This window comes from Paenibacillus sp. FSL H8-0317 (genome assembly GCF_045040685.1).
Classification (GTDB): domain Bacteria; phylum Bacillota; class Bacilli; order Paenibacillales; family Paenibacillaceae; genus Paenibacillus.
Genome location: NZ_CP150294.1, coordinates 5,075,308 through 5,094,033, shown reverse-complemented (window position 1 = coordinate 5,094,033; position 18,726 = coordinate 5,075,308). Strand labels below are relative to the sequence as shown.

At 47.0% G+C, this 18,726-nt stretch carries 16 protein-coding genes and 1 other RNA gene; 16 read left to right on the top strand and 1 reads right to left on the bottom strand.

Annotation, left to right across the window (positions count from 1 at the left end; all coding sequences use genetic code 11):
• Position 1 precedes the first annotated feature (1 nt).
• The 15 genes from MHB43_RS22855 (at position 2) to rnpB (ending at position 15,552) form a co-directional block, all read left to right on the top strand.
• On the top strand, positions 2-2,251 hold the full coding sequence (locus MHB43_RS22855) for an HD family phosphohydrolase (protein WP_036674803.1): 2,250 nt from the start codon (positions 2-4) through the stop codon (positions 2,249-2,251).
• 113 nt (positions 2,252-2,364) lie between these two features.
• Positions 2,365-2,862, top strand: a complete 498-nt coding sequence (gene ybeY / locus MHB43_RS22850) for an rRNA maturation RNase YbeY (RefSeq protein ID WP_036615036.1) — start codon at positions 2,365-2,367, stop codon at positions 2,860-2,862.
• Entirely contained in the window at positions 2,862-3,230 is a 369-nt protein-coding gene (locus MHB43_RS22845; RefSeq protein ID WP_339178036.1) for a diacylglycerol kinase family protein, read from the top strand. Before ybeY ends, MHB43_RS22845 begins: the two co-directional genes overlap by 1 nt.
• Positions 3,231-3,530: 300 nt before the next feature.
• Positions 3,531-3,944, top strand: a complete 414-nt coding sequence (locus MHB43_RS22840; protein ID WP_076211616.1) for a cytidine deaminase — start codon at positions 3,531-3,533, stop codon at positions 3,942-3,944.
• 37 nt (positions 3,945-3,981) lie between these two features.
• Positions 3,982-4,881, top strand: a complete 900-nt coding sequence (gene era / locus MHB43_RS22835; protein ID WP_076211614.1) for a GTPase Era — start codon at positions 3,982-3,984, stop codon at positions 4,879-4,881.
• 104 nt (positions 4,882-4,985) lie between these two features.
• Complete coding sequence (locus MHB43_RS22830; RefSeq protein ID WP_074095877.1) at positions 4,986-5,126, top strand: YqzL family protein; 141 nt, start codon at positions 4,986-4,988, stop codon at positions 5,124-5,126.
• Positions 5,127-5,159: 33 nt separating this feature from the next.
• Complete coding sequence (gene recO / locus MHB43_RS22825) at positions 5,160-5,912, top strand: DNA repair protein RecO (protein ID WP_339178032.1); 753 nt, start codon at positions 5,160-5,162, stop codon at positions 5,910-5,912.
• A 410-nt stretch (positions 5,913-6,322) separates the two neighbouring features.
• Positions 6,323-7,210, top strand: a complete 888-nt coding sequence (gene glyQ / locus MHB43_RS22820; protein WP_017687252.1) for a glycine--tRNA ligase subunit alpha — start codon at positions 6,323-6,325, stop codon at positions 7,208-7,210.
• On the top strand, positions 7,203-9,278 hold the full coding sequence (glyS, locus tag MHB43_RS22815) for a glycine--tRNA ligase subunit beta (protein WP_405130479.1): 2,076 nt from the start codon (positions 7,203-7,205) through the stop codon (positions 9,276-9,278). Before glyQ ends, glyS begins: the two co-directional genes overlap by 8 nt.
• A 229-nt stretch (positions 9,279-9,507) precedes the next feature.
• Positions 9,508-9,975, top strand: a complete 468-nt coding sequence (locus MHB43_RS22810) for a YaiI/YqxD family protein (RefSeq protein WP_017687254.1) — start codon at positions 9,508-9,510, stop codon at positions 9,973-9,975.
• A 47-nt stretch (positions 9,976-10,022) separates the two neighbouring features.
• Positions 10,023-11,843, top strand: coding sequence for a DNA primase (gene dnaG, locus MHB43_RS22805; protein ID WP_221821991.1), 1,821 nt, complete (start codon positions 10,023-10,025; stop codon positions 11,841-11,843).
• A gap of 43 nt (positions 11,844-11,886) precedes the next feature.
• The gene (rpoD, locus tag MHB43_RS22800; protein ID WP_017687256.1) at positions 11,887-13,026 is read left to right on the top strand and encodes an RNA polymerase sigma factor RpoD; all 1,140 of its coding nucleotides are present in this window, start codon (positions 11,887-11,889) and stop codon (positions 13,024-13,026) included.
• Between the two features lie 184 nt (positions 13,027-13,210).
• The gene (locus tag MHB43_RS22795) at positions 13,211-13,969 is read left to right on the top strand and encodes a class I SAM-dependent methyltransferase (protein WP_339178021.1); all 759 of its coding nucleotides are present in this window, start codon (positions 13,211-13,213) and stop codon (positions 13,967-13,969) included.
• The gene (locus tag MHB43_RS22790) at positions 13,945-15,060 is read left to right on the top strand and encodes a Nif3-like dinuclear metal center hexameric protein (RefSeq protein WP_339178018.1); all 1,116 of its coding nucleotides are present in this window, start codon (positions 13,945-13,947) and stop codon (positions 15,058-15,060) included. Before MHB43_RS22795 ends, MHB43_RS22790 begins: the two co-directional genes overlap by 25 nt.
• A gap of 82 nt (positions 15,061-15,142) precedes the next feature.
• An RNA gene (rnpB, locus tag MHB43_RS22785) (RNase P RNA component class A) lies at positions 15,143-15,552 on the top strand.
• 255 nt (positions 15,553-15,807) lie between these two features.
• Here rnpB and MHB43_RS22780 read toward each other — a convergent pair.
• Entirely contained in the window at positions 15,808-17,037 is a 1,230-nt protein-coding gene (locus tag MHB43_RS22780; protein WP_221821996.1) for a PLP-dependent aminotransferase family protein, read from the bottom strand.
• A gap of 107 nt (positions 17,038-17,144) precedes the next feature.
• Between MHB43_RS22780 and MHB43_RS22775 the strand changes: the two genes are divergently transcribed.
• Positions 17,145-18,665, top strand: a complete 1,521-nt coding sequence (locus MHB43_RS22775) for a PLP-dependent aminotransferase family protein (RefSeq protein WP_405130478.1) — start codon at positions 17,145-17,147, stop codon at positions 18,663-18,665.
• Positions 18,666-18,726: the final 61 nt, after the last annotated feature.

Sequence of the window (18,726 nt, the reverse complement as noted above, 5' to 3'; positions counted from 1 at the left end):
AGTGACCTCGAAGGAACCGTCAAAAGGCAAATCTTTTCAGAATAAGGCTACAGGATGGAAGTATAGCGTGTGGGCACGCTATCTTCTGTTTTTGTTTCTGGTGATTCTTTTCTACGTAAGTCTGGCTTCCAAGCTGCTCCCTGAGCGGTATGATATTCAGGAAGGGACACGGAGTGAAGTGGATATTGCTGCGCCCATGCAGATTCCGAATAACAAGGCCACACTCAAAGCACAGGAAGAAGCTGCTGAACGGGTACAGCCGATATTTCAGATTGTCCAGTTGCGAAACGAAAATTTGATGACTACCCTGCTTGACCGTGTAGATCGATTAAATCAGGATGATCAGATTTCAAGTCAGGACAAGATTGATATTTATCGGGATGAAATTCCGCAGCGCCAGAAGGACTTTGTGACCAACTATATCAATAATAATCGGAAAGCCGGTACATACTCCGAGACTCTTTTGGAAGAGATCAGAAATGTGGTACAGGAGCAAAGCTACCGTATTCCCGAAGAAACTTACATCAAAATCTCACGTCTGACATCGGATGATATCCAGGAGATGAAACCGGTTGCGAGGGATATTGTTGCCCGGTTAATGACGGATCAGATCAGCGATGCAACCACTGCCCGTGCCAAAGTAGCTGAGATGGTGAGTGTCAGCTCTCTTGGTAAGCGTACGCAACGTGAGGTCGTGCAAGAGCTTGCTCGGCTCGTGGTGACCGCTAACCGCTTCTACGATGAAGAGGGAACCAAGGAAGCGAAAGTTCAGGCGCGTGAGAACACTCAAACTGTCTTTATCAAGCAAGGGGACACATTAGTTGCCAAGGGTGAGATGATCACCCCGGAGATGTATACTTTGCTGGATGAGAATGATTTGCTTAAAAATGAAGTGAACTACTGGCCACAGCTTGGTCTTCTTATGTTTTCCTGCCTGTTGTCAGCAGCAATTCTGATGTATATTCAGCAAGGCAGCGGAACGCACTTTAAATATAATAATGCGCAGCTGTTGATGCTTGTTCTCATTTTTATTATTACGATTGTAGTTATGCATGTGACAGCGATTATCCAAACCAATGAGCGGTCTTATGTGGGCTTCCTTGCACCTGTTGCGGTAGGGGCGATGTTAATTGCCTTATTGCTGGATACGTCGCTTGCCTTTGTATGTTCGATATTGATCGGTATGTTATCCAGCATTATTTTGAATACGCATCAGGGTCAACTTTTTGACTTCGAACTGGGTTTCTTCGCTGTATTGGTTTCATTTGTTGCGATCTTCGCAACACATAAGGCTAGCCAGCGATCCACGATCCTGAAAGGGGCCATTATGGTCTGCTTGTTCGGGTCCATAGCCGTCTTCACCTTGGCTTTGATTGACTCGGGCGATTGGAATCGAACCACGACGCTGTATGGCGTTGGGTTTGCATTTGCTGGTGGCGTGCTGACTGCCATACTGGTCATTGGGTTGATGCCATTTTTTGAAACTTCATTTGGCATTTTGTCAGCGCTCAAACTGGTAGAACTGTCTAATCCGAACCATCCGCTTCTACGTAAGTTGCTGACGGAGACACCGGGTACCTATCATCACAGTGTTATGGTAGGCAATCTGTCCGAAGCAGCAGCAGAAGCCATAGGAGCTAACGGATTGCTCTGCCGAGTGGGTTCGTATTATCATGATATTGGCAAGACGAAGCGGCCCATCTATTTTATTGAGAATCAGAACAATATGGAGAATCCGCATGATTCAATTGATCCGAAACTGAGCAAATCCATTATCGTTGCCCATGCGCGCGATGGGGTGGAAATGCAGAAGGATTACAAGCTGCCCAGACCTATTCGGGATATTGCGGAACAGCATCACGGCACGACATTTCTTCACTATTTCTATCACAAAGCACTGCGCCAGGCGGAAGAAGCAGGCGTTGAGCCTGATTTCACGGAAGAAGATTTCCGTTACCCTGGCCCGAAGGCTCAGTCCAAGGAATCGGCTATTGTTGGCATTGCCGATAGTGTGGAGGCTGCTGTGAGATCTTTGCGCAAACCGACAGTGGAGCAAGTGGAGTCCATGATTGAGAAGATTATTAAAGGTCGATTGGACGATCATCAATTCAATGATTGTGACCTTACGATGCGTGAACTGGATATCGTCGCCAGAACATTGAAGGAAACGGTGATGGGTATCTTCCACTCCAGGATAGAATATCCGGAGGAGATTAAGAAACCAAAGCCGACTTCACCCGAAGCAGGCTAATTTAATAATAGTTCGTGTTCAAAAAGGTCGGTTCTCAGTACCGAGAAGATGGAATGAAGCTAGTAAGGCTTTTTGAACAACCTCTAATATGAGCAGACAGGAGTTATGAAAGAATGAGTCTTAATCTGGCATGGAATAATGAACAACAGGATAAAGAAATTACAGACCCAATGATTGCAATGCTGGAACAGTTGCTGAATCTCGCCGGAGAAGCGGAAGGTGTTGCAGACGGGGAAGTGGCTCTGACTTTTGTAAACGATGAGCAGATCCATGAGTTGAACCGTGATTATCGCGGTATTGATCGTCCTACGGATGTACTGTCTTTTGCGATGAACGAAACGGTGGATGAAGAGCTCGATATTATCTATGAGCTGGACGAAGATGAAGAAATGGAAGAAATGCCGGATGTTCTTGGAGACATCATCATTTCCGTACCACGGACCATCCTGCAAAGTGAAGAGTATGGACACTCATTTGAACGTGAACTTGGTTTTCTGTTTGTCCATGGTTTCTTGCACCTGCTCGGATACGACCATCAGGATGAAGCAAGTGAGGCTGAAATGATGGGCAAACAAGAAGCGGTATTGGCCCAGGCCGGGTTGACACGATAATGAAAAGGCGCTCCTGGGGTCTGGTATTCCGCAATGCTGCGGAAGGAATCGCATATGGGTTGCGGACTCAGCGTAATGTGAGAGTTCACACGGGAGTGGCTATTTTGATGTGTGTAGCCGGCTTTTTTTTCAGAATCTCAAGAACGGATTGGATGTTTGTGCTGACCGCTGTCTTTTTGGTCCTGGTGACTGAATTGATGAACACGGCTGTAGAGGCAGCGGTTGACTTGGCACACCCCCATATCCATCCGCTGGCAAAAGCGGCAAAGGATTCCGCGGCTGGGGCAGTTCTGCTGGCTGCGGTATTCGCCGTCATCATCGGTTGTATCGTTTTCATTAAGCCGGTGATGAGCTGGCTGGGTTTGTAATGATTTTGTTTTAACCTTGTTTTGATTTTAATACTACACAAATTTGTGAAGTTAGACCTTTTTTAAAAGTGGAACTTGTAGACATCACACGATAACGAAGAGGACAGAAATAAACCTGTAGAAGCGAAGCGTTCGCCTTTATCACCGGATTTTCACATTGAAAAAGTGAATCAAAAAATCTGGGGATAACAGCGATCGAAGGGTTATTCTGGACTCGGAGTGACTAGTGTGAATTTGGCTTTGGTTGAACTTAATTCGTAGGTACTAACTTTATATTGCACCCTAAGGGAGAGAATAATGATGGATAACGGTTTGTTAATGCAAGAGGCAATTAAGGCACGTACGAAGGCGTATACGCCATACTCCCATTTTGGTGTAGGCGCGGCTTTGCTTGACAGTGAAGGTCATGTGCATCATGGTTGTAATATTGAGAATGCTGCGTATACACCAGGTAACTGTGCTGAGCGTACGGCGATGTTCAGTGCCATTGCAGGTGGGCAGAAGCCTCGCAGCTTCAAAGCGATTGCCATTGTGGGCGACACGGATGGTCCGATTGCTCCATGTGGCGTATGTCGTCAGGTGATGTACGAACTGTGTGAACCGGATATGAAAGTTATCTTGGGGAACATGAAGGGTGATCTTCAAGAGACCACCGTTGCTGAACTGTTACCTTGGGCTTTTGGGCCTTCTGATCTGAATTCTGCCAAAAAATAAACCAATATTCCAGGCCTAGGCGCCTGAGGAGGAACATATGAAAAAACAAGCATTCAAATCCGGTTTTGTAGCTATTATTGGACGTCCAAACGTAGGTAAATCCACACTGATGAACCAGGTGATCGGACAGAAAATTGCGATCATGTCGGACAAGCCACAAACCACACGTAATAAAATTCATGGTGTGTATACATCCGAACATCAACAAATCGTATTTCTGGACACACCGGGTATTCACAAACGTCAATCCAAACTTGGCGATTACATGAACCAGACTGCTCTGAACACACTTGGAGAAGTAGAAGCAGCGTTGTTCCTGATTGATGCTTCGGAAGGCATGGGTGGCGGTGACCGTTATATTGCGGAACAGTTGAAAAATATTCGTACGCCTGTCATTCTTGTCATGAATAAAATTGACAAAATTGAGCCGGAAGCACTGCTTCCACTCATTGAGACGTATCGCAAGCTTCACGATTTCGCTGAAATCGTTCCTGTCTCTGCCATGCTTGGCAGCAACGTCAGCACGTTGTTGGAACAGCTCGGCAAGTATTTGCCTGAAGGTCCACAGTACTATCCTGATGACCAGGTTACTGACCATCCGGAGCAGTTTGTATGTGCCGAGTTGATTCGTGAGAAAATTCTGCAAATGACTCGTGAAGAAGTGCCTCACTCCATTGCAGTAACGATCGAAGATATGAAAGTGCAGGATAATGGTGTCGTTTATATCTCAGCCGTGATTTTTGTGGAACGGGATTCGCAAAAAGGCATCATTATCGGCAAGCAAGGTGCCCTTCTGAAAGAAGTGGGTAAACGAGCTCGACATGACATTCAGAATTTGCTTGGCTCCAAAATTTTCATGGACCTGTGGGTTAAAGTGAAAAAAGACTGGAGAAATCAGGATAGAGTTCTACGTGACCTTGGCTTTGGCCGCGACTAATCTTCGGAATTGTATCCAGTAATTGCAACACATAGTTTACCTTGCAAGACTCCATCCTATTTGGTAGATGCAGACGTCATTTCCGAAGAGAGGATGAAATTCCGATGCGAGATTTTTCGTGGAAGGTTTTTGCGATGACGGGGGATGTGGAGTCCTATTTGTTATATACCGAGGCGTGTAACTCGTTAGGACAGGAGTCGGATAATGCAAGGGAAGTGATTGAAGATGAAGAAGCCGAAGGATAATTGGCTGATTCGGGAATGGTTAGGTGACGAGGCATGCTATACAGGGTGGAAGGGATTGTCATCCGCAGCATGGACTACGGCGAAGGGAACAAAATCATTACGCTTTGCACCGAAAGCGGCGGGAAAGTAGGGGTACTCGTCCGCGGTGCCAAAAAGCCCAAGAGCCGACATGCTGCACTGGTGCAGCCGTTTACGTATGGTCAATATGTATATTTTCGCAATACAGGTCTAGGCACACTGAACGCTGGAGAAATTGTTGAATCTTATCATGATTTGCGTGAAGATCTGGTCAAGGCCTCATATGCTTCTTATGCGTGTGAACTATTGGATCGGGTGCTTCAGGATGAAGAGACAGGTACATTTTGGTTCAAACAGTTAAAGGCGTGTTTGCAGGCGTTGAAGGAAGAGAAAGATCCGGTTGTTATTACAAGTCTGTACGAAATGAAAATATTACAGGCATCCGGATATGGTCCGCAGTTCGATGAGTGCATCTCCTGTAACCAGGAGCGACCAGATGAGCAGTTGTTTATAAGCCCCAGACTTGGTGGAGTCTTGTGTCGAGCATGCAAACATTTCGATCCTCCAGCGATGTCAGTAAGTCCAAAGGCTCTGAAGTTGTTGCGTTTGTTCGCACAGTTGGATCTGCAGCGCTTGGGGAATATATCAGTGAGTGAGTCTACCCGTGATGAGATCAAAAAGTTGATGCGTGCCTTTATGGATCATCAGCTTGGTCTGAATCTTAAATCCCGTTCTTTCCTCGATCAGATGGAGAAGTACGGGATTTGAGGCGTTTTGGTGGAAGTGAAACTATATCTTGACTTCATACTAGATTTTATATATTATGAAATATAATTTCTCTTTATGAGACATGCATTGAACGAGAAAGTAAAGGACTAGATTTATTGCATTTATGGAGACAAGTCGTTGTATAACACTTGAGAATCATGAATGAGCGAGCCGGGGATGGTGGGAGCCTGGCTGAATCGGTCTTTGAAACGGCACTCGGGAGCATGAATGGACACGGAAAAGTGGGCTGGAACGAACAGGATCATCCTGTTTGATCTAAGCCAAGTAGGGTGGAACCGCGGGAATAGCTCTCGTCCCTACGTCTGTACAACAGGCGTAGGACGGGGGCTATTTATTGTTGTCTTCACCGTCCTAAGCTTGCTAACAAACCATTGAAAAGGAGCATGATTATGAATTTTCAGCAGATGATTCTAACGCTGCAACAATTCTGGGCCGAGCATAACTGTATTATTGTCCAGCCATACGATACGGAAAAAGGGGCAGGTACGATGAACCCGATGACCTTTTTGCGTTCGCTTGGACCCGAACCTTGGAAAGTAGCCTATGTGGAGCCTTCCCGTCGTCCTTCGGATGGACGTTATGGTGAGAACCCTAACCGGCTGTACCAGCATCATCAGTTCCAAGTAATCATCAAGCCTTCACCGGACAATATTCAGGAAATTTACCTGGAAAGTCTGAAACGTCTGGGCATTGATCCGCTCAAACACGATATTCGGTTTGTTGAAGATAACTGGGAGAATCCTTCCCTTGGTTGTGCAGGTCTTGGTTGGGAAGTATGGTTGGACGGAATGGAAATTACACAATTTACGTATTTCCAACAGGTTGGTGGAATCGAGACAAATCCGGTAGCTGTTGAAATTACGTATGGTATGGAGCGTTTGGCTTCTTACATTCAGGATAAAGAGAATGTGTTTGATCTGGAATGGGTGGAAGGTATCACTTATGGTGATGTATTCCGTCAGCCAGAATTCGAACACTCTAAATATACGTTTGAAGTATCTGATGTCAAAATGCTGTTTACACTCTTCAACATGCATGAAGAAGAAGCAAACAAGGCCATGGCGCAGCATCTGGTATTCCCTGCATATGACTATGTGCTGAAATGTTCCCACACGTTCAACCTGTTGGATGCACGTGGGGCCATCAGTGTAACGGAACGTACGGGTTACATCACACGTGTCCGTAATCTGGCTCGCCAAGTCGCTGCAACATATATGGAAGAGCGTGAGAAGCTAGGCTTCCCGCTGATCAAGAAAGGGGGAGCCGAGCATGTCTAAGGATCTGTTGTTTGAAATCGGGTTGGAAGAAGTACCTGCACGCTTTATGCGCGCAGCAATCGCACAGCTGCAAGAGCGTGTCGTGAAATGGCTTGACGCATCCCGCATTGCTTATGGTGAAGTGAACGCGTATGCCACACCGCGCCGTCTGGCTGTTTTGATTCAAAATGTGGCTGAGAAGCAGGAAGATATTGAGGAAGAAGTGAAAGGTCCTTCACGCAAAATTGCACTGGACAACAGTGGCAATTGGAGCAAGGCTGCACTCGGATTCGCCCGCAGTCAAGGTGTTGAACCCGACCAGTTCACGTTCAAGGAACTGAACGGTGTCGAATATATCTATGCAACAAAGAGCAGCAAAGGTGTAGAGACTGCTTCTGTGGTTGGCGAAGGATTACTTTCTGTATTACATGCCATGACGTTCCCGAAATTCATGCGTTGGGCTTCCTATGATTTCAAATTTGTACGTCCAATCCGCTGGATTGTGGCTATGCTCGGCAGTGAAGTTATCGATCTGGAAGTGACAGGTGTTAAGTCGGGTAATGTAACTCGCGGACATCGTTTCCTCGGTAAGGAGGCCGTGATCTCCAATCCGTCTTCATACGTGGAAGTGTTGCGTGCAGAACATGTCATTGCTGATATTCAGGAACGTGAACAGATGATTGTATCCCAGATTCAGGCACTGGCTGCTGAGAAAAAATGGGATATCGCGATTAAGGAAGACTTGCTGGAGGAAGTCCTGTTCCTGGTGGAAACACCTACCGTATTGTTCGGAACATTTGACTCTTCATTCTTGAATATTCCACAAGAAGTATTGATTACTTCCATGCGTGAGCATCAGCGTTATTTCCCTGTACTGGACAATGAAGGACAATTGTTGCCATTCTTCGTGACGGTACGTAACGGTGGAAGTGATTCATTGGACGTTATTGCCAAAGGAAATGAAAAAGTTTTGCGTGCACGTCTGTCTGATGCCAAGTTCTTCTATGAGGAAGATCAGAAGCTACAGATTAAGGATGCATTGTCGAAGCTGGAAAGTATCGTCTTCCAGGAAGAATTGGGAACGGTTGGAGATAAAGTACGCCGTATTCGCAAGATTGCCGATGGACTTGCTGCCAAACTGCAAGTATCCGGTGATGTTGCTGAATCCGTTAGCCGCTCAGCAGATATCTGCAAATTCGATCTGGTAACACTGATGGTGGGTGAATTCCCGGAACTGCAAGGTGTGATGGGTGAGGATTACGCTCGTAAAGCCGGCGAAAAAGATGAGGTGTCCAAAGCGGTATTTGAACACTATCAGCCACGTTTCGCTGGAGATCAATCCCCTGCTTCTCTTGTGGGTGCCATTGTGAGTGCTGCTGACAAAATGGATACAATCGTGGGTTGTTTCTCCATCAACATTATTCCAACGGGTTCACAGGATCCGTACGCGCTGCGCCGTCAGGCTGCAGGTATTGTACAGATTTTGCTGGATCACAAGCTTCCGCTGACATTGTCAGACGTGTTCGGAGTAGCACTTCAAGTGCATGCCCAGATGAACCTGTTGAAACGTGCAGATGAAGAGGTTCGTAAAGATCTGCAAGACTTCTTTGGTCTTCGTGTGAAAAAATTGTTGTCCGAAACCGTTCGCTACGACGTAGTGGATGCTGTAATTTCTTCCGGATTCGATGATATCAGCGCTGTGGTTCCAAAAGGTGAAGCGTTGATGGCGGCTGTTATGACAGGAGACGCATTCAAAACAACGGTTGAATCGTTCAACCGTGTGGGTAATCTGGCTGCCAAAGCATCCAATGCTTCCGTACATCCAGAACTGTTCACGGAAGATGGAGAACGTCAGCTACATGAGGCATGGAGCAAAACGAATGCAGAATATCGTCAGGCGTTGACTCAGCATCATGCTGCTGAAGCACTGGCTATTGCATCTGCCTGGAAGGATGGTATTACCTCATTCTTCGATTCGGTTATGGTTATGGCCGAAGATGAAGCTGTTCGGGCGAATCGACTTGCCTTGCTCGCGGCTATTGATCGTGACTTGAAAGGATTTGCTGATTTTTCCAAGTTGGTTTGGTAATTGGGCGTATTTCATGAGTCCTTTTCCACAGACTTGGCGCAAAGCTAAAATTCAGTATTAAAGAAGGATATATGAGGGTATAAATATACGGAACGGGTTGTGAAATGTATTTTTTACAACCGCTCCGTATTTTAGCCTTTGATTTCCCTTGTTGTGCCAGAAGGATTTTGCCTGGCCGGGGTCGTATATAACAATATGCAGCTATTTTATGAAACCGGGTGGTCTGGGTTTGAGTGAGTTAAATATACGTCACATTGTTGTGGATGGTGATGCTTGCCCGGTCAAAACCGAGATTGCGCAAACCGCTCGCCTTTTCAACATCCCCGTACTGTTAGTCTCTTCATTTGATCATTTGCTTCAAGGAGGAGAAGGGGTACGAACCGTGCAAGTGGATCGCAGTGATCAGAGCGCAGACCTGTATATTGCTAATCATATTAAGCCATATGATGTGGTTATCACTCAGGACTATGGACTTGCGGCACTTGCGCTCGGCAAACGTTGTTATGTTTTGTCTTTTCGTGGTCGTGAATTCAACGATCGTGACATTGATTTCATGTTGGATTCTCGTCATACTGCGGCAAAAGCACGAAAAAGAGGCCATTACGGGAAAGGCCCAAAGCCTTTCACAGAGCAGGATCGAGAAATGTTTCAACATAAACTGACAAAACTTTTAAAAGATTTGCAGGAGAATGTGTAAGTTTATCGAATTATATTTACGTGTTGAAGAGATGAAGGTGGCCAGAGATGAGTACCGGACAAGGCGGTATACCCGAAAGTATTATTGAATCGGTGTTACAGCAGAATGATATTGTCGATACGGTGAGCCGATTTGTGCATCTGACCAAACAGGGGAAGTATATGAAGGGCCTCTGTCCTTTTCATTCCGAGAAGACGCCTTCGTTCACCGTTACACCTGAGAAACAAATTTTCTACTGCTACGGTTGCGGCACGGGTGGAAATGCCATCAAATTCAGGATGGAAATCGAAGGGTTATCCTTTCCCGAGGCTGTCAAAACGATGGCGGAAGAAAGTCACATCTCTATGGGGGACTGGCAAGGGCGTGAATCTGCTCATGTGAATCCGGAGACTGAACGTCTGTTGGAGGCTTATGAGCTTACCGCGAAGCTGTATCATTTTTTGTTGAAAAATACAGAGCATGGCAAGTCAGCTATGGAGTATTTACGCTCAAGAGGTTTTGGCGACAAATTGATCGACCAGTTCCAGATTGGTTTCGCACCAAATCGTTGGGACACACTGGTACAATTTCTCGAGAAACGTAACTATCCGCTCGAAGAGATGGAAAAGGGTGGACTTCTGTCACCGCGAAATGAAGGTCAGGGATATGTGGACCGATTCCGAGACCGGATTATGTTCCCGATTAATGGCAGGAGCGGTAAGCCAATTGCATTTGCAGGACGCATATTGGGAGATGGGCAACCGAAGTATCTAAATTCACCGGAAACCCGGTTATTTAACAAAAGCCGTGTTCTCTATAATCTGCATCATGCCAAAAATGCAATTCGCAAACAAAGACAAGCCATTTTGTTTGAGGGATATGGTGATGTCATCTCCGCATGGGATCAGGATATCCAGAATGGTGTAGCGGCAATGGGTACTGCGTTAACCGAGAATCAGGCACTGATGCTTAAAGGCATGTGCGACGAAGTCATCATATGTTATGACGGCGACAGAGCAGGACAGGCTGCTGCACTCAAAAATTTCCCTATTCTTGAGGAAGCTGGATTGCAGGTCAAAGTGGCTCTCATTCCCGAGGGACTTGACCCGGATGATTTTATCCGGAAGCATGGTGGTGAACGGTTCCGAAACCAGATTGTGGACGGTGCCGTGACAACTACAAAATTTAAACTTATAAACTTAAAAAAAAGCCATATACTGCTAGAGGGTGGCGGACAAATCGCCTATTCGAAAGAAGCAGTAAAATTGATTGCACCCTTACCTTCTCCAACAGAGAGGGAAGTGTATCTCCGTGAACTGGCTGCAGAAGTGGACGTATCCTTCGAAACATTGAAGCAGGAGTGTAATGAAGAACGGGAGGCAATGAAAAATAACCTCCAGTACGGGGATAATAACCCGAAAAGGTGGAATAATGGTAGGCAACAAAATAGGCAGGTGCCTACACCGAATCTGTTGCCGGCTTATCACGCTGCCGAACGCAAACTGATTGCCTGGATGTTGCAGGATGATGAGGCTGCCCAGTACGTGAATGAACATCTTGGTGAAGCTTTTAACTTGGAGGATCATGCAGCTATTGCTGCTTATCTATATGCCTACTATGCGCAAGGCAAACCGTCGGATACAAGCCGTTTTATGTCTTCACTGCATGACGATCGCCTGGAAAAAACGGTCAGTTCAATCTCGATGATGGATGGTCCAGGTGAATGGAGTATTCAAATGCTCGATGATTGCATCAGGGAAGTGCTGAAGCATCCGCGTAAGAAAGAGTACGATTTGAAAAAAGAAGAAATGATTGCTGCAGAGCGGGCAGGTGATTCTGTACGCGCGGCACAGATTGCAATTGAAATGATTGCCCTAGAGAGACAGTGAACGTCTGATGATTAGATGTTTCTAGGGAGGAGGGAGTCGAGTTATGGCGAATGATCAGCATACTGAACTAGAAACAGAATTGACACTGGATCAGGTTAAAGATCAATTGATTGAATCAGGTAAAAAAAGAGCTTCGCTGAATTACAAGGAAATTATAGAGAAACTCTCTCCTTTTGAGCAGGATGCAGAGCAAATGGATGAGTTCTATGAGCAACTGAGCGATCTGGGTATCGATGTAGTGAATGAAAATAATGAAGAGGTTACACTTCGTCCTAGTGAAGATTCCGAGAACAACACCAGAGAGGGAGAGGACGAATTCCACTTTGATGATGATCTGAGCTTGCCGCCAGGTATCAAAATCAATGACCCTGTCCGTATGTACCTCAAGGAAATTGGTCGTGTGCCACTGCTGTCGGCAGATGATGAAGTGCAACTGGCTAAACGGATTGAGAACGGGGATGAAGAGGCCAAGCGTCGTTTGGCTGAAGCGAACCTTCGACTTGTAGTCAGTATCGCCAAGCGTTACGTTGGACGTGGAATGTTGTTCCTTGATTTGATTCAGGAAGGTAATATGGGTCTGATCAAAGCGGTTGAGAAGTTCGACCACAAAAAAGGATACAAGTTCAGTACGTATGCTACGTGGTGGATTCGCCAAGCGATCACTCGTGCTATTGCTGACCAGGCGCGTACCATTCGTATCCCTGTGCACATGGTGGAGACGATTAATAAGCTGATCCGGGTATCCCGTCAGCTGTTGCAGGAACTTGGGCGTGAACCGACACCAGAAGAAATCGCTGCTGAGATGGATCTGAGTGTAGAGAAAGTTCGTGAAATTACGAAGATTGCACAGGAACCGGTTTCTCTGGAAACTCCGATTGGTGAGGAAGATGATTCCCATCTGGGTGACTTCATTGAGGATCAGGAAGCACTTGCTCCGGCGGATGCTGCTGCGTATGAGTTGCTCAAAGAACAGCTCGAAGATGTATTGGATACACTGACTGAACGTGAAGAGAACGTGCTTCGTCTACGTTTTGGTCTGGACGATGGACGGACGAGAACGCTGGAGGAAGTTGGCAAGGTATTTGGTGTTACGCGTGAGCGTATTCGTCAGATCGAAGCCAAGGCTCTTCGTAAATTGCGTCACCCGAGTCGTAGTAAACGACTCAAGGATTTCCTCGAATAATCGAACTATGGGAGACTTTCCGTAAGACGCTTTAGCGGCGGCGGGGTCTCCTTTATTTTTAATTTAAACGTCTTGATTTCTTGGTTTTGGAAATTCATCCTTGAAATGTTTTATTGGATTTTATTTTATCGCTTTTCCTTGTTCAATGCAAATCAATAAATTAAATGAATGGTGTAGGTGCTTCATGAAACTTTCGAATCGATTACAGCGAATACATGATCAAATTCCCGATGGCAGCTGCATGGCTGATATCGGTTCAGACCACGCGTTGCTGCCAGTAGCCGCAATCCGCAGTGGGAAAGCTGCAAGTGCAGTAGCCGGGGAAGTCAATCCTGGCCCTTATGATGCTGCATGCAAACAAGTCAGCGATGCTGGCTTGAAAGAAAAAATAACGGTGCGTCGTGGAGACGGTCTTGATGTGATCACTGCGGGTGAAGTGGATGTCATCACCATTGCAGGCATGGGTGGTGCCCTGATTGCCTCTATTTTGGACCGAGGTTTATCCAAACTGGAAGGAGTCCAGTTACTTATTTTGCAACCAAATGTGGGAGAGGATATCCTCAGACGCTGGTTGTTGGAGCATCACTGGGTGGTTGTAGCAGAACAGTTGCTCGAAGAAGATGGCAAGATCTATGAGATTATAACGGCGATGCCACAATCCGTAAGCCCGATTGCCAATGTAGAGGTGTATCGTGCACGTCCGCTTCAAGGCGGGGCAGAATTAACGGAAGATTTGCTGCTGCGTATGGGACCTTATTTGGTGGATCGTCCATCGGATGTATTTTTTGCCAAATGGGAAAGTGAGATCATCAAGCTGCAAGGGGTTGTAAACTCGATCTCCAAATCCGATCAGGATTCTTCCCGGGACAAGGCGGCTGAGGTAGAGCGCCTTATCGCAAACTTGAAGGAGGTTTTGGCATGTTTGCCAAAGGTCAAACTGTAATTCAACTGATGGAGCAACTCGCTCCCAAACATCTGGCTGTACCGGATGACCGCATTGGTCTGCAGCTCGGCAGTTTGCAAAAAGAAATCAGTCACGTATTGGTTGCTTTGGATGTGACGGATGAAGTGGTGGACGAAGCGATTCGTATCGGTGCCAACCTGATTATCGCTCATCACGCGATCATTTTCCGTCCGGTTAAGTCACTGAGTACAGATACACCGATGGGTAAATTGTATGAAAAGCTGATTAAGCATGATATTGCTGTCTATATTAGTCATACAAACCTGGATGTGGCCGAGGGTGGTATGAACGACTGGATGGCCGAGGCACTTGGCATCGAGAGTAAAGAATCGTTGGAAGATGTACACACAGATCATCTGTACAAGCTGGCTGTGTTTGTGCCTCGTACCCATCATGAACAGGTTCTTCAGGCCATTCTGGAAGCCGGAGCGGGTAGTATCGGTCAATATAACAAGTGCAGCTTCAACACGGAAGGTACAGGAACGTTTGTACCTGGTGAAGGGACTCAACCGTTTATCGGTACCCAAGGGCAGATGGAACGTGTGGAAGAAATGCGGATTGAGACCATCGTACCCCAAAGTCTGCGCAGTAAGGTCGTTCAGGCGATGCTTAAGGCTCATCCGTATGAGGAAGTCGCCTATGACCTCTATGCAATGGATTTAAAGGGCCGTACGCTTGGTCTGGGACGTTTGGGACCCCTTAAGGAACCTAAGACATTAGGTGAGCTTGTGGAGGTTGTGAAGACCCAATTCAGTGTGCCTCATGTGCGTGTAGTAGGAGATCTGAACAAGCAGATCAAAAAAGCTGCGGTTCTTGGCGGCTCTGGCAGCCGTTATGCGCTCACTGCCCGCTTCAAAGGTGCGGATGTTATTGTGACTGGAGATATCGATTACCACACGGCTCATGATGCGTTAATGGCAGGTATGTGTATCATCGACCCGGGACATAATTCCGAGAAGATTATGAAACCAAAAACAGCGGATTGGCTTCGTTCCCGTTTGGAAGAAAAACGATATGATACGCAAGTTACAGCTTCAGAGGTAAATACGGAAGTATTCCAGTTTATCTAAAAAGACCGTTGATGTACGGCTTCCAGTAATATTAAGCTTGTCTGGGAACCTAAATGCCTGTATACTATGTAATGTTGTTCGGAAAGTTTGACAGACAATCGCTGGTGGCCTTTGTTGCCACGAGAGGAAAGTCCGGGCTCCACAGGGCAGGATGCTGGATAACGTCCAGTCAGCGCGAGTTGAAGGATAGTGCCACAGAAATGGACCGCCGATGGCCGGATTTTCCGGCACAGGCAAGGATGGAACCGAGGTGTAAGAGACCCCGAGGAACGCTGGTGACTTCGTTCCTGGTAAACCCCATCTGGAGCAAGACCTAATGGGACACAGCCGCCTTTTCGGAGGAGGCAACCTTAGCCCGAGGTGTGTCTAGGTTGGTCGCTTGAGCTGTGCAGCAATGTATGGCCTAGATAGATGATTGTCGCTTCTGGTGGGAGGGTAGTTCCCGTATGAACCACGAAGAGCACAGAACCCGGCTTACGGTAAGCTTTCCTAACTGCAACAACAACATTATAGCAACACAATGTAGTCCACCTATCAGTCGAGGACAACTCGTATGATTCATCCGATGGCCTGACTGATCAGAAGGACCCATGAACATCTGAACAAACATAACTCCTGTTGATAACAGGTTCTATAAAATAAGGCGGCATGCCCGAGATTCTCGGGCATGCCGCCTTATTTTTGTTTCTCATATCAAGTCATTAACCTTCATACGCTAGTGGACAGCAAAACGTTTATGACAGTTCATTACAGTGTAACAACACTGTCCGATGTCAAGGAAGCATGCCAGCGTTGGATGGCGCGATCCATTCTTTCCACCGCTTCCGGAAGAAGCTCAGGGTCCGTATGAGTAAAGTTGATTCGCATGCGGTTTAACTCTGGTGTACCTGCATAGAAGGAATCACCCGGGACAATGCACACTTTCTCCTGGATACCATATGTGAACAGATTGCTTGCTAGCATGCCTTCAGGCAGTTGCAGCCACAAGAACATGCCACCTTGTGGTGAATTCCACGAGATGCCTTCCCAGGCTTTGGCTGCCATGAGAGTCGTCAGTGTTTTCATGCGTTGTTCGTAATCCTCTGAAATATGGCGGATATGCGCATCCAGATCGAAAGATTCAAGCAGTGCATGAAGCGCTCTTTGGTCAATGCTGCTGGAGTGCAAGTCTGCACCTTGTTTGGCTCGTGCTGCCATTTTGACAATATCGGGAGCAGCCAGTATCCAGCCCGTACGAAGGCCAGGTGCTACCGTTTTGGAGAATGTACTGGTGTAGATAACGTTAGAAGGGCCGTCATAGGATACTGCATCCAGTTCTGCGAGAGCAGGGACATCCAATTGCTCCGGATTGAACCGAATTTCACCATAGGGATCATCTTCCAGAATGAGTACACCATACTTGCGGCACAGATCCACAGCCTGCTGTCTTCTTTCTCGTGACCACACTTTTCCCGTAGGATTGGAGAACGTGGGATTAATGTAGACAAGTTTTGGACGATGCGACTGGAGCTGTTCCTCCAGAGATTCAGGCAACATGCCGTGATCATCACAGGCTACTCCGTGAGATTCAGCCTGATAGGAATGAATGACTTGCAGAGCAGCGAGGTAGGTTGGTGATTCAACCAATACGCGGTCACCTGGGTCAAGAAGGATGCGGCAAACCAAGTCAATGGATTGCTGTGAACCCGTAGTGAGAAGCATGTGATCGGGTGAAGCGGGAATGCCCTTGGATTCAAGACGTTCGGCAATTTTGGCGCGAAGAGGACGGTAACCCTCAGTCTCCGCATATTGAAGAGCGGCTGCTCCGCTCATAAATACTTTTTCATATGCAACGCGGATAGCTTCCAGCGGGAATGAAGTCTGGGCTGGTAATCCACCGGCTAGTGAGATCATTCCAGGTGCCTGAGCGGCCTGGAGCATGTCGCGAACGACAGAGGACGGGGTGTTTTGTGCCATTTTGGACCAAGGGATACTCATGTTATTCTCATCTCCTGTTATTCACTGTTATACTGATATTATAAACTATAATAGACGGACTACACTATAACAGTAAAATGAAGATCATAACAGTTGGGGGAGCACACATGCATATTGAATTAAAGCGGGGAAGCAGTACCAAATTGTACGTGCAGATTGCGCTAACGATTGCCGATCGCATCAGATCAGGACTCATTGAACCCGGAACCCGGCTTCCTTCTGTTCGTAAAATGACCGCGGATTTGGGTGTCAGCCTGGTTACTGTATCCAAAGCGTATGCTGAACTTGAAGCGATTCAATTGATCACCTGCTCCCAGGGGAAAGGTTGTTATGTGAGAGGTACATTGAACGTGGATCAGATGGAGGATGTGGACCGAGCGCAGCGAAACCATGCCAACAGTGAATCTAGTACGTCATGGAATTGGCAGATGGCACTGGTGGATTATTTACCGCGAGCCCAGCTCTGGAGACATTTTGATACGTCACCACAAGTACGGTATGAACTTCATATGTCAGCGATTCAGCCTGAACTGTTGCCTACACGCGAGATTATCGACAGCGCCTACCGACTCTCCTCTGATCATACAGAGCGTATGGCAGCTTACGGATCTTTTCAGGGGGATCGGGAACTTAGACAGATCTTTGCCGAACATTTTGCCGAGCGTGGACTACAGGCTGCACCTGAACGCATGTTAATTACAAGTGGTGCTCAGCAGGGGATCGATCTTGTGGCACGAACTTTTGTCGGACCTGGGGATGTTGTGTACATGGAGGCACCAAGCTATACCGGAGCTATTGATGTATTTACGAGTAGAGGCGCGAAGATCATTACGGTCCCGATGGATGACGAAGGCATGCGTATTGATCTGTTGACCCGATTATGTGATACCTATCCGCCCAAACTGATCTATACGATCCCGACCTATCACAATCCAACAGGGATCACGATGAGTGCAAGAAGACGGGCACAGCTTCTTAATCTCGCGCAAAGCTACCACTGCCTCATTCTGGAGGATGATCCTTTTGCCGATCTTTATTTTCGTGAGCCTCCTCCGGCGTCCATTAAATCGATGGATGGGACAGGTCATGTCGTATATATCAAAAGCTTCAGTAAGGTGCTCTCTCCCGGTTGCCGTATAGCCTGCGCCATCGCAGACGGAAGTGTATTGACCCGGCTTGTGGCCGCGAAATCTACGGCCGATTTGGGGAGTCCGCTGCTTACACAAAAGGCGCTGCAATCTTTCATTCAGAATCAGTACGGTGCCTATGTATCCCGATTGAGGGATGAATTGTATTCTCGCTTGTGCGCAGCATCCGAAGTGCTGGAACAGCATGCTACTACGGGTATGCAATGGCGCTTGCCAGAGGGAGGACTCAATCTGTGGCTTCAACTTCCGAGTAACCTGGATATGCGTGAGTTGCATCATCAGTCACTTGCTGCAGGGGTTTCTTTCCTGCCAGGTTCCGCCTGTTATGTAGGGGAGATGGATACACCAAGTCTGCGTATCTGCTTCACTGTAACAAACGTTGAGCTTTTGTGTGAAGGACTCCGTGTACTGTGCCAAGTCATTGATAGAGTAACACCTGGGCAGGGTGGGACAGTGGCGGACAGGCTACCGCTTATATAATTTTTCGGACTATGGACATACATCCAATCCACTTTCGACCTGCTGCAATAGGTTATAGTAT

Coding starts and splice junctions, on each gene's coding strand:
- rpoD (WP_017687256.1), top strand. CDS start 11,887: ATGGCGAATGATCAGCATACTGAACTAGAAACAGAATTGACACTGGAT.
- era (WP_076211614.1), top strand. CDS start 3,982: ATGAAAAAACAAGCATTCAAATCCGGTTTTGTAGCTATTATTGGACGT.
- MHB43_RS22775 (WP_405130478.1), top strand. CDS start 17,145: ATGCATATTGAATTAAAGCGGGGAAGCAGTACCAAATTGTACGTGCAG.
- glyQ (WP_017687252.1), top strand. CDS start 6,323: ATGAATTTTCAGCAGATGATTCTAACGCTGCAACAATTCTGGGCCGAG.
- MHB43_RS22840 (WP_076211616.1), top strand. CDS start 3,531: ATGGATAACGGTTTGTTAATGCAAGAGGCAATTAAGGCACGTACGAAG.
- MHB43_RS22790 (WP_339178018.1), top strand. CDS start 13,945: ATGTTTGCCAAAGGTCAAACTGTAATTCAACTGATGGAGCAACTCGCT.
- glyS (WP_405130479.1), top strand. CDS start 7,203: ATGTCTAAGGATCTGTTGTTTGAAATCGGGTTGGAAGAAGTACCTGCA.
- MHB43_RS22830 (WP_074095877.1), top strand. CDS start 4,986: ATGCGAGATTTTTCGTGGAAGGTTTTTGCGATGACGGGGGATGTGGAG.
- MHB43_RS22795 (WP_339178021.1), top strand. CDS start 13,211: ATGAAACTTTCGAATCGATTACAGCGAATACATGATCAAATTCCCGAT.
- recO (WP_339178032.1), top strand. CDS start 5,160: ATGCTATACAGGGTGGAAGGGATTGTCATCCGCAGCATGGACTACGGC.
- dnaG (WP_221821991.1), top strand. CDS start 10,023: ATGAGTACCGGACAAGGCGGTATACCCGAAAGTATTATTGAATCGGTG.
- MHB43_RS22780 (WP_221821996.1), bottom strand. CDS start 17,037: ATGAGTATCCCTTGGTCCAAAATGGCACAAAACACCCCGTCCTCTGTC.
- ybeY (WP_036615036.1), top strand. CDS start 2,365: ATGAGTCTTAATCTGGCATGGAATAATGAACAACAGGATAAAGAAATT.
- MHB43_RS22845 (WP_339178036.1), top strand. CDS start 2,862: ATGAAAAGGCGCTCCTGGGGTCTGGTATTCCGCAATGCTGCGGAAGGA.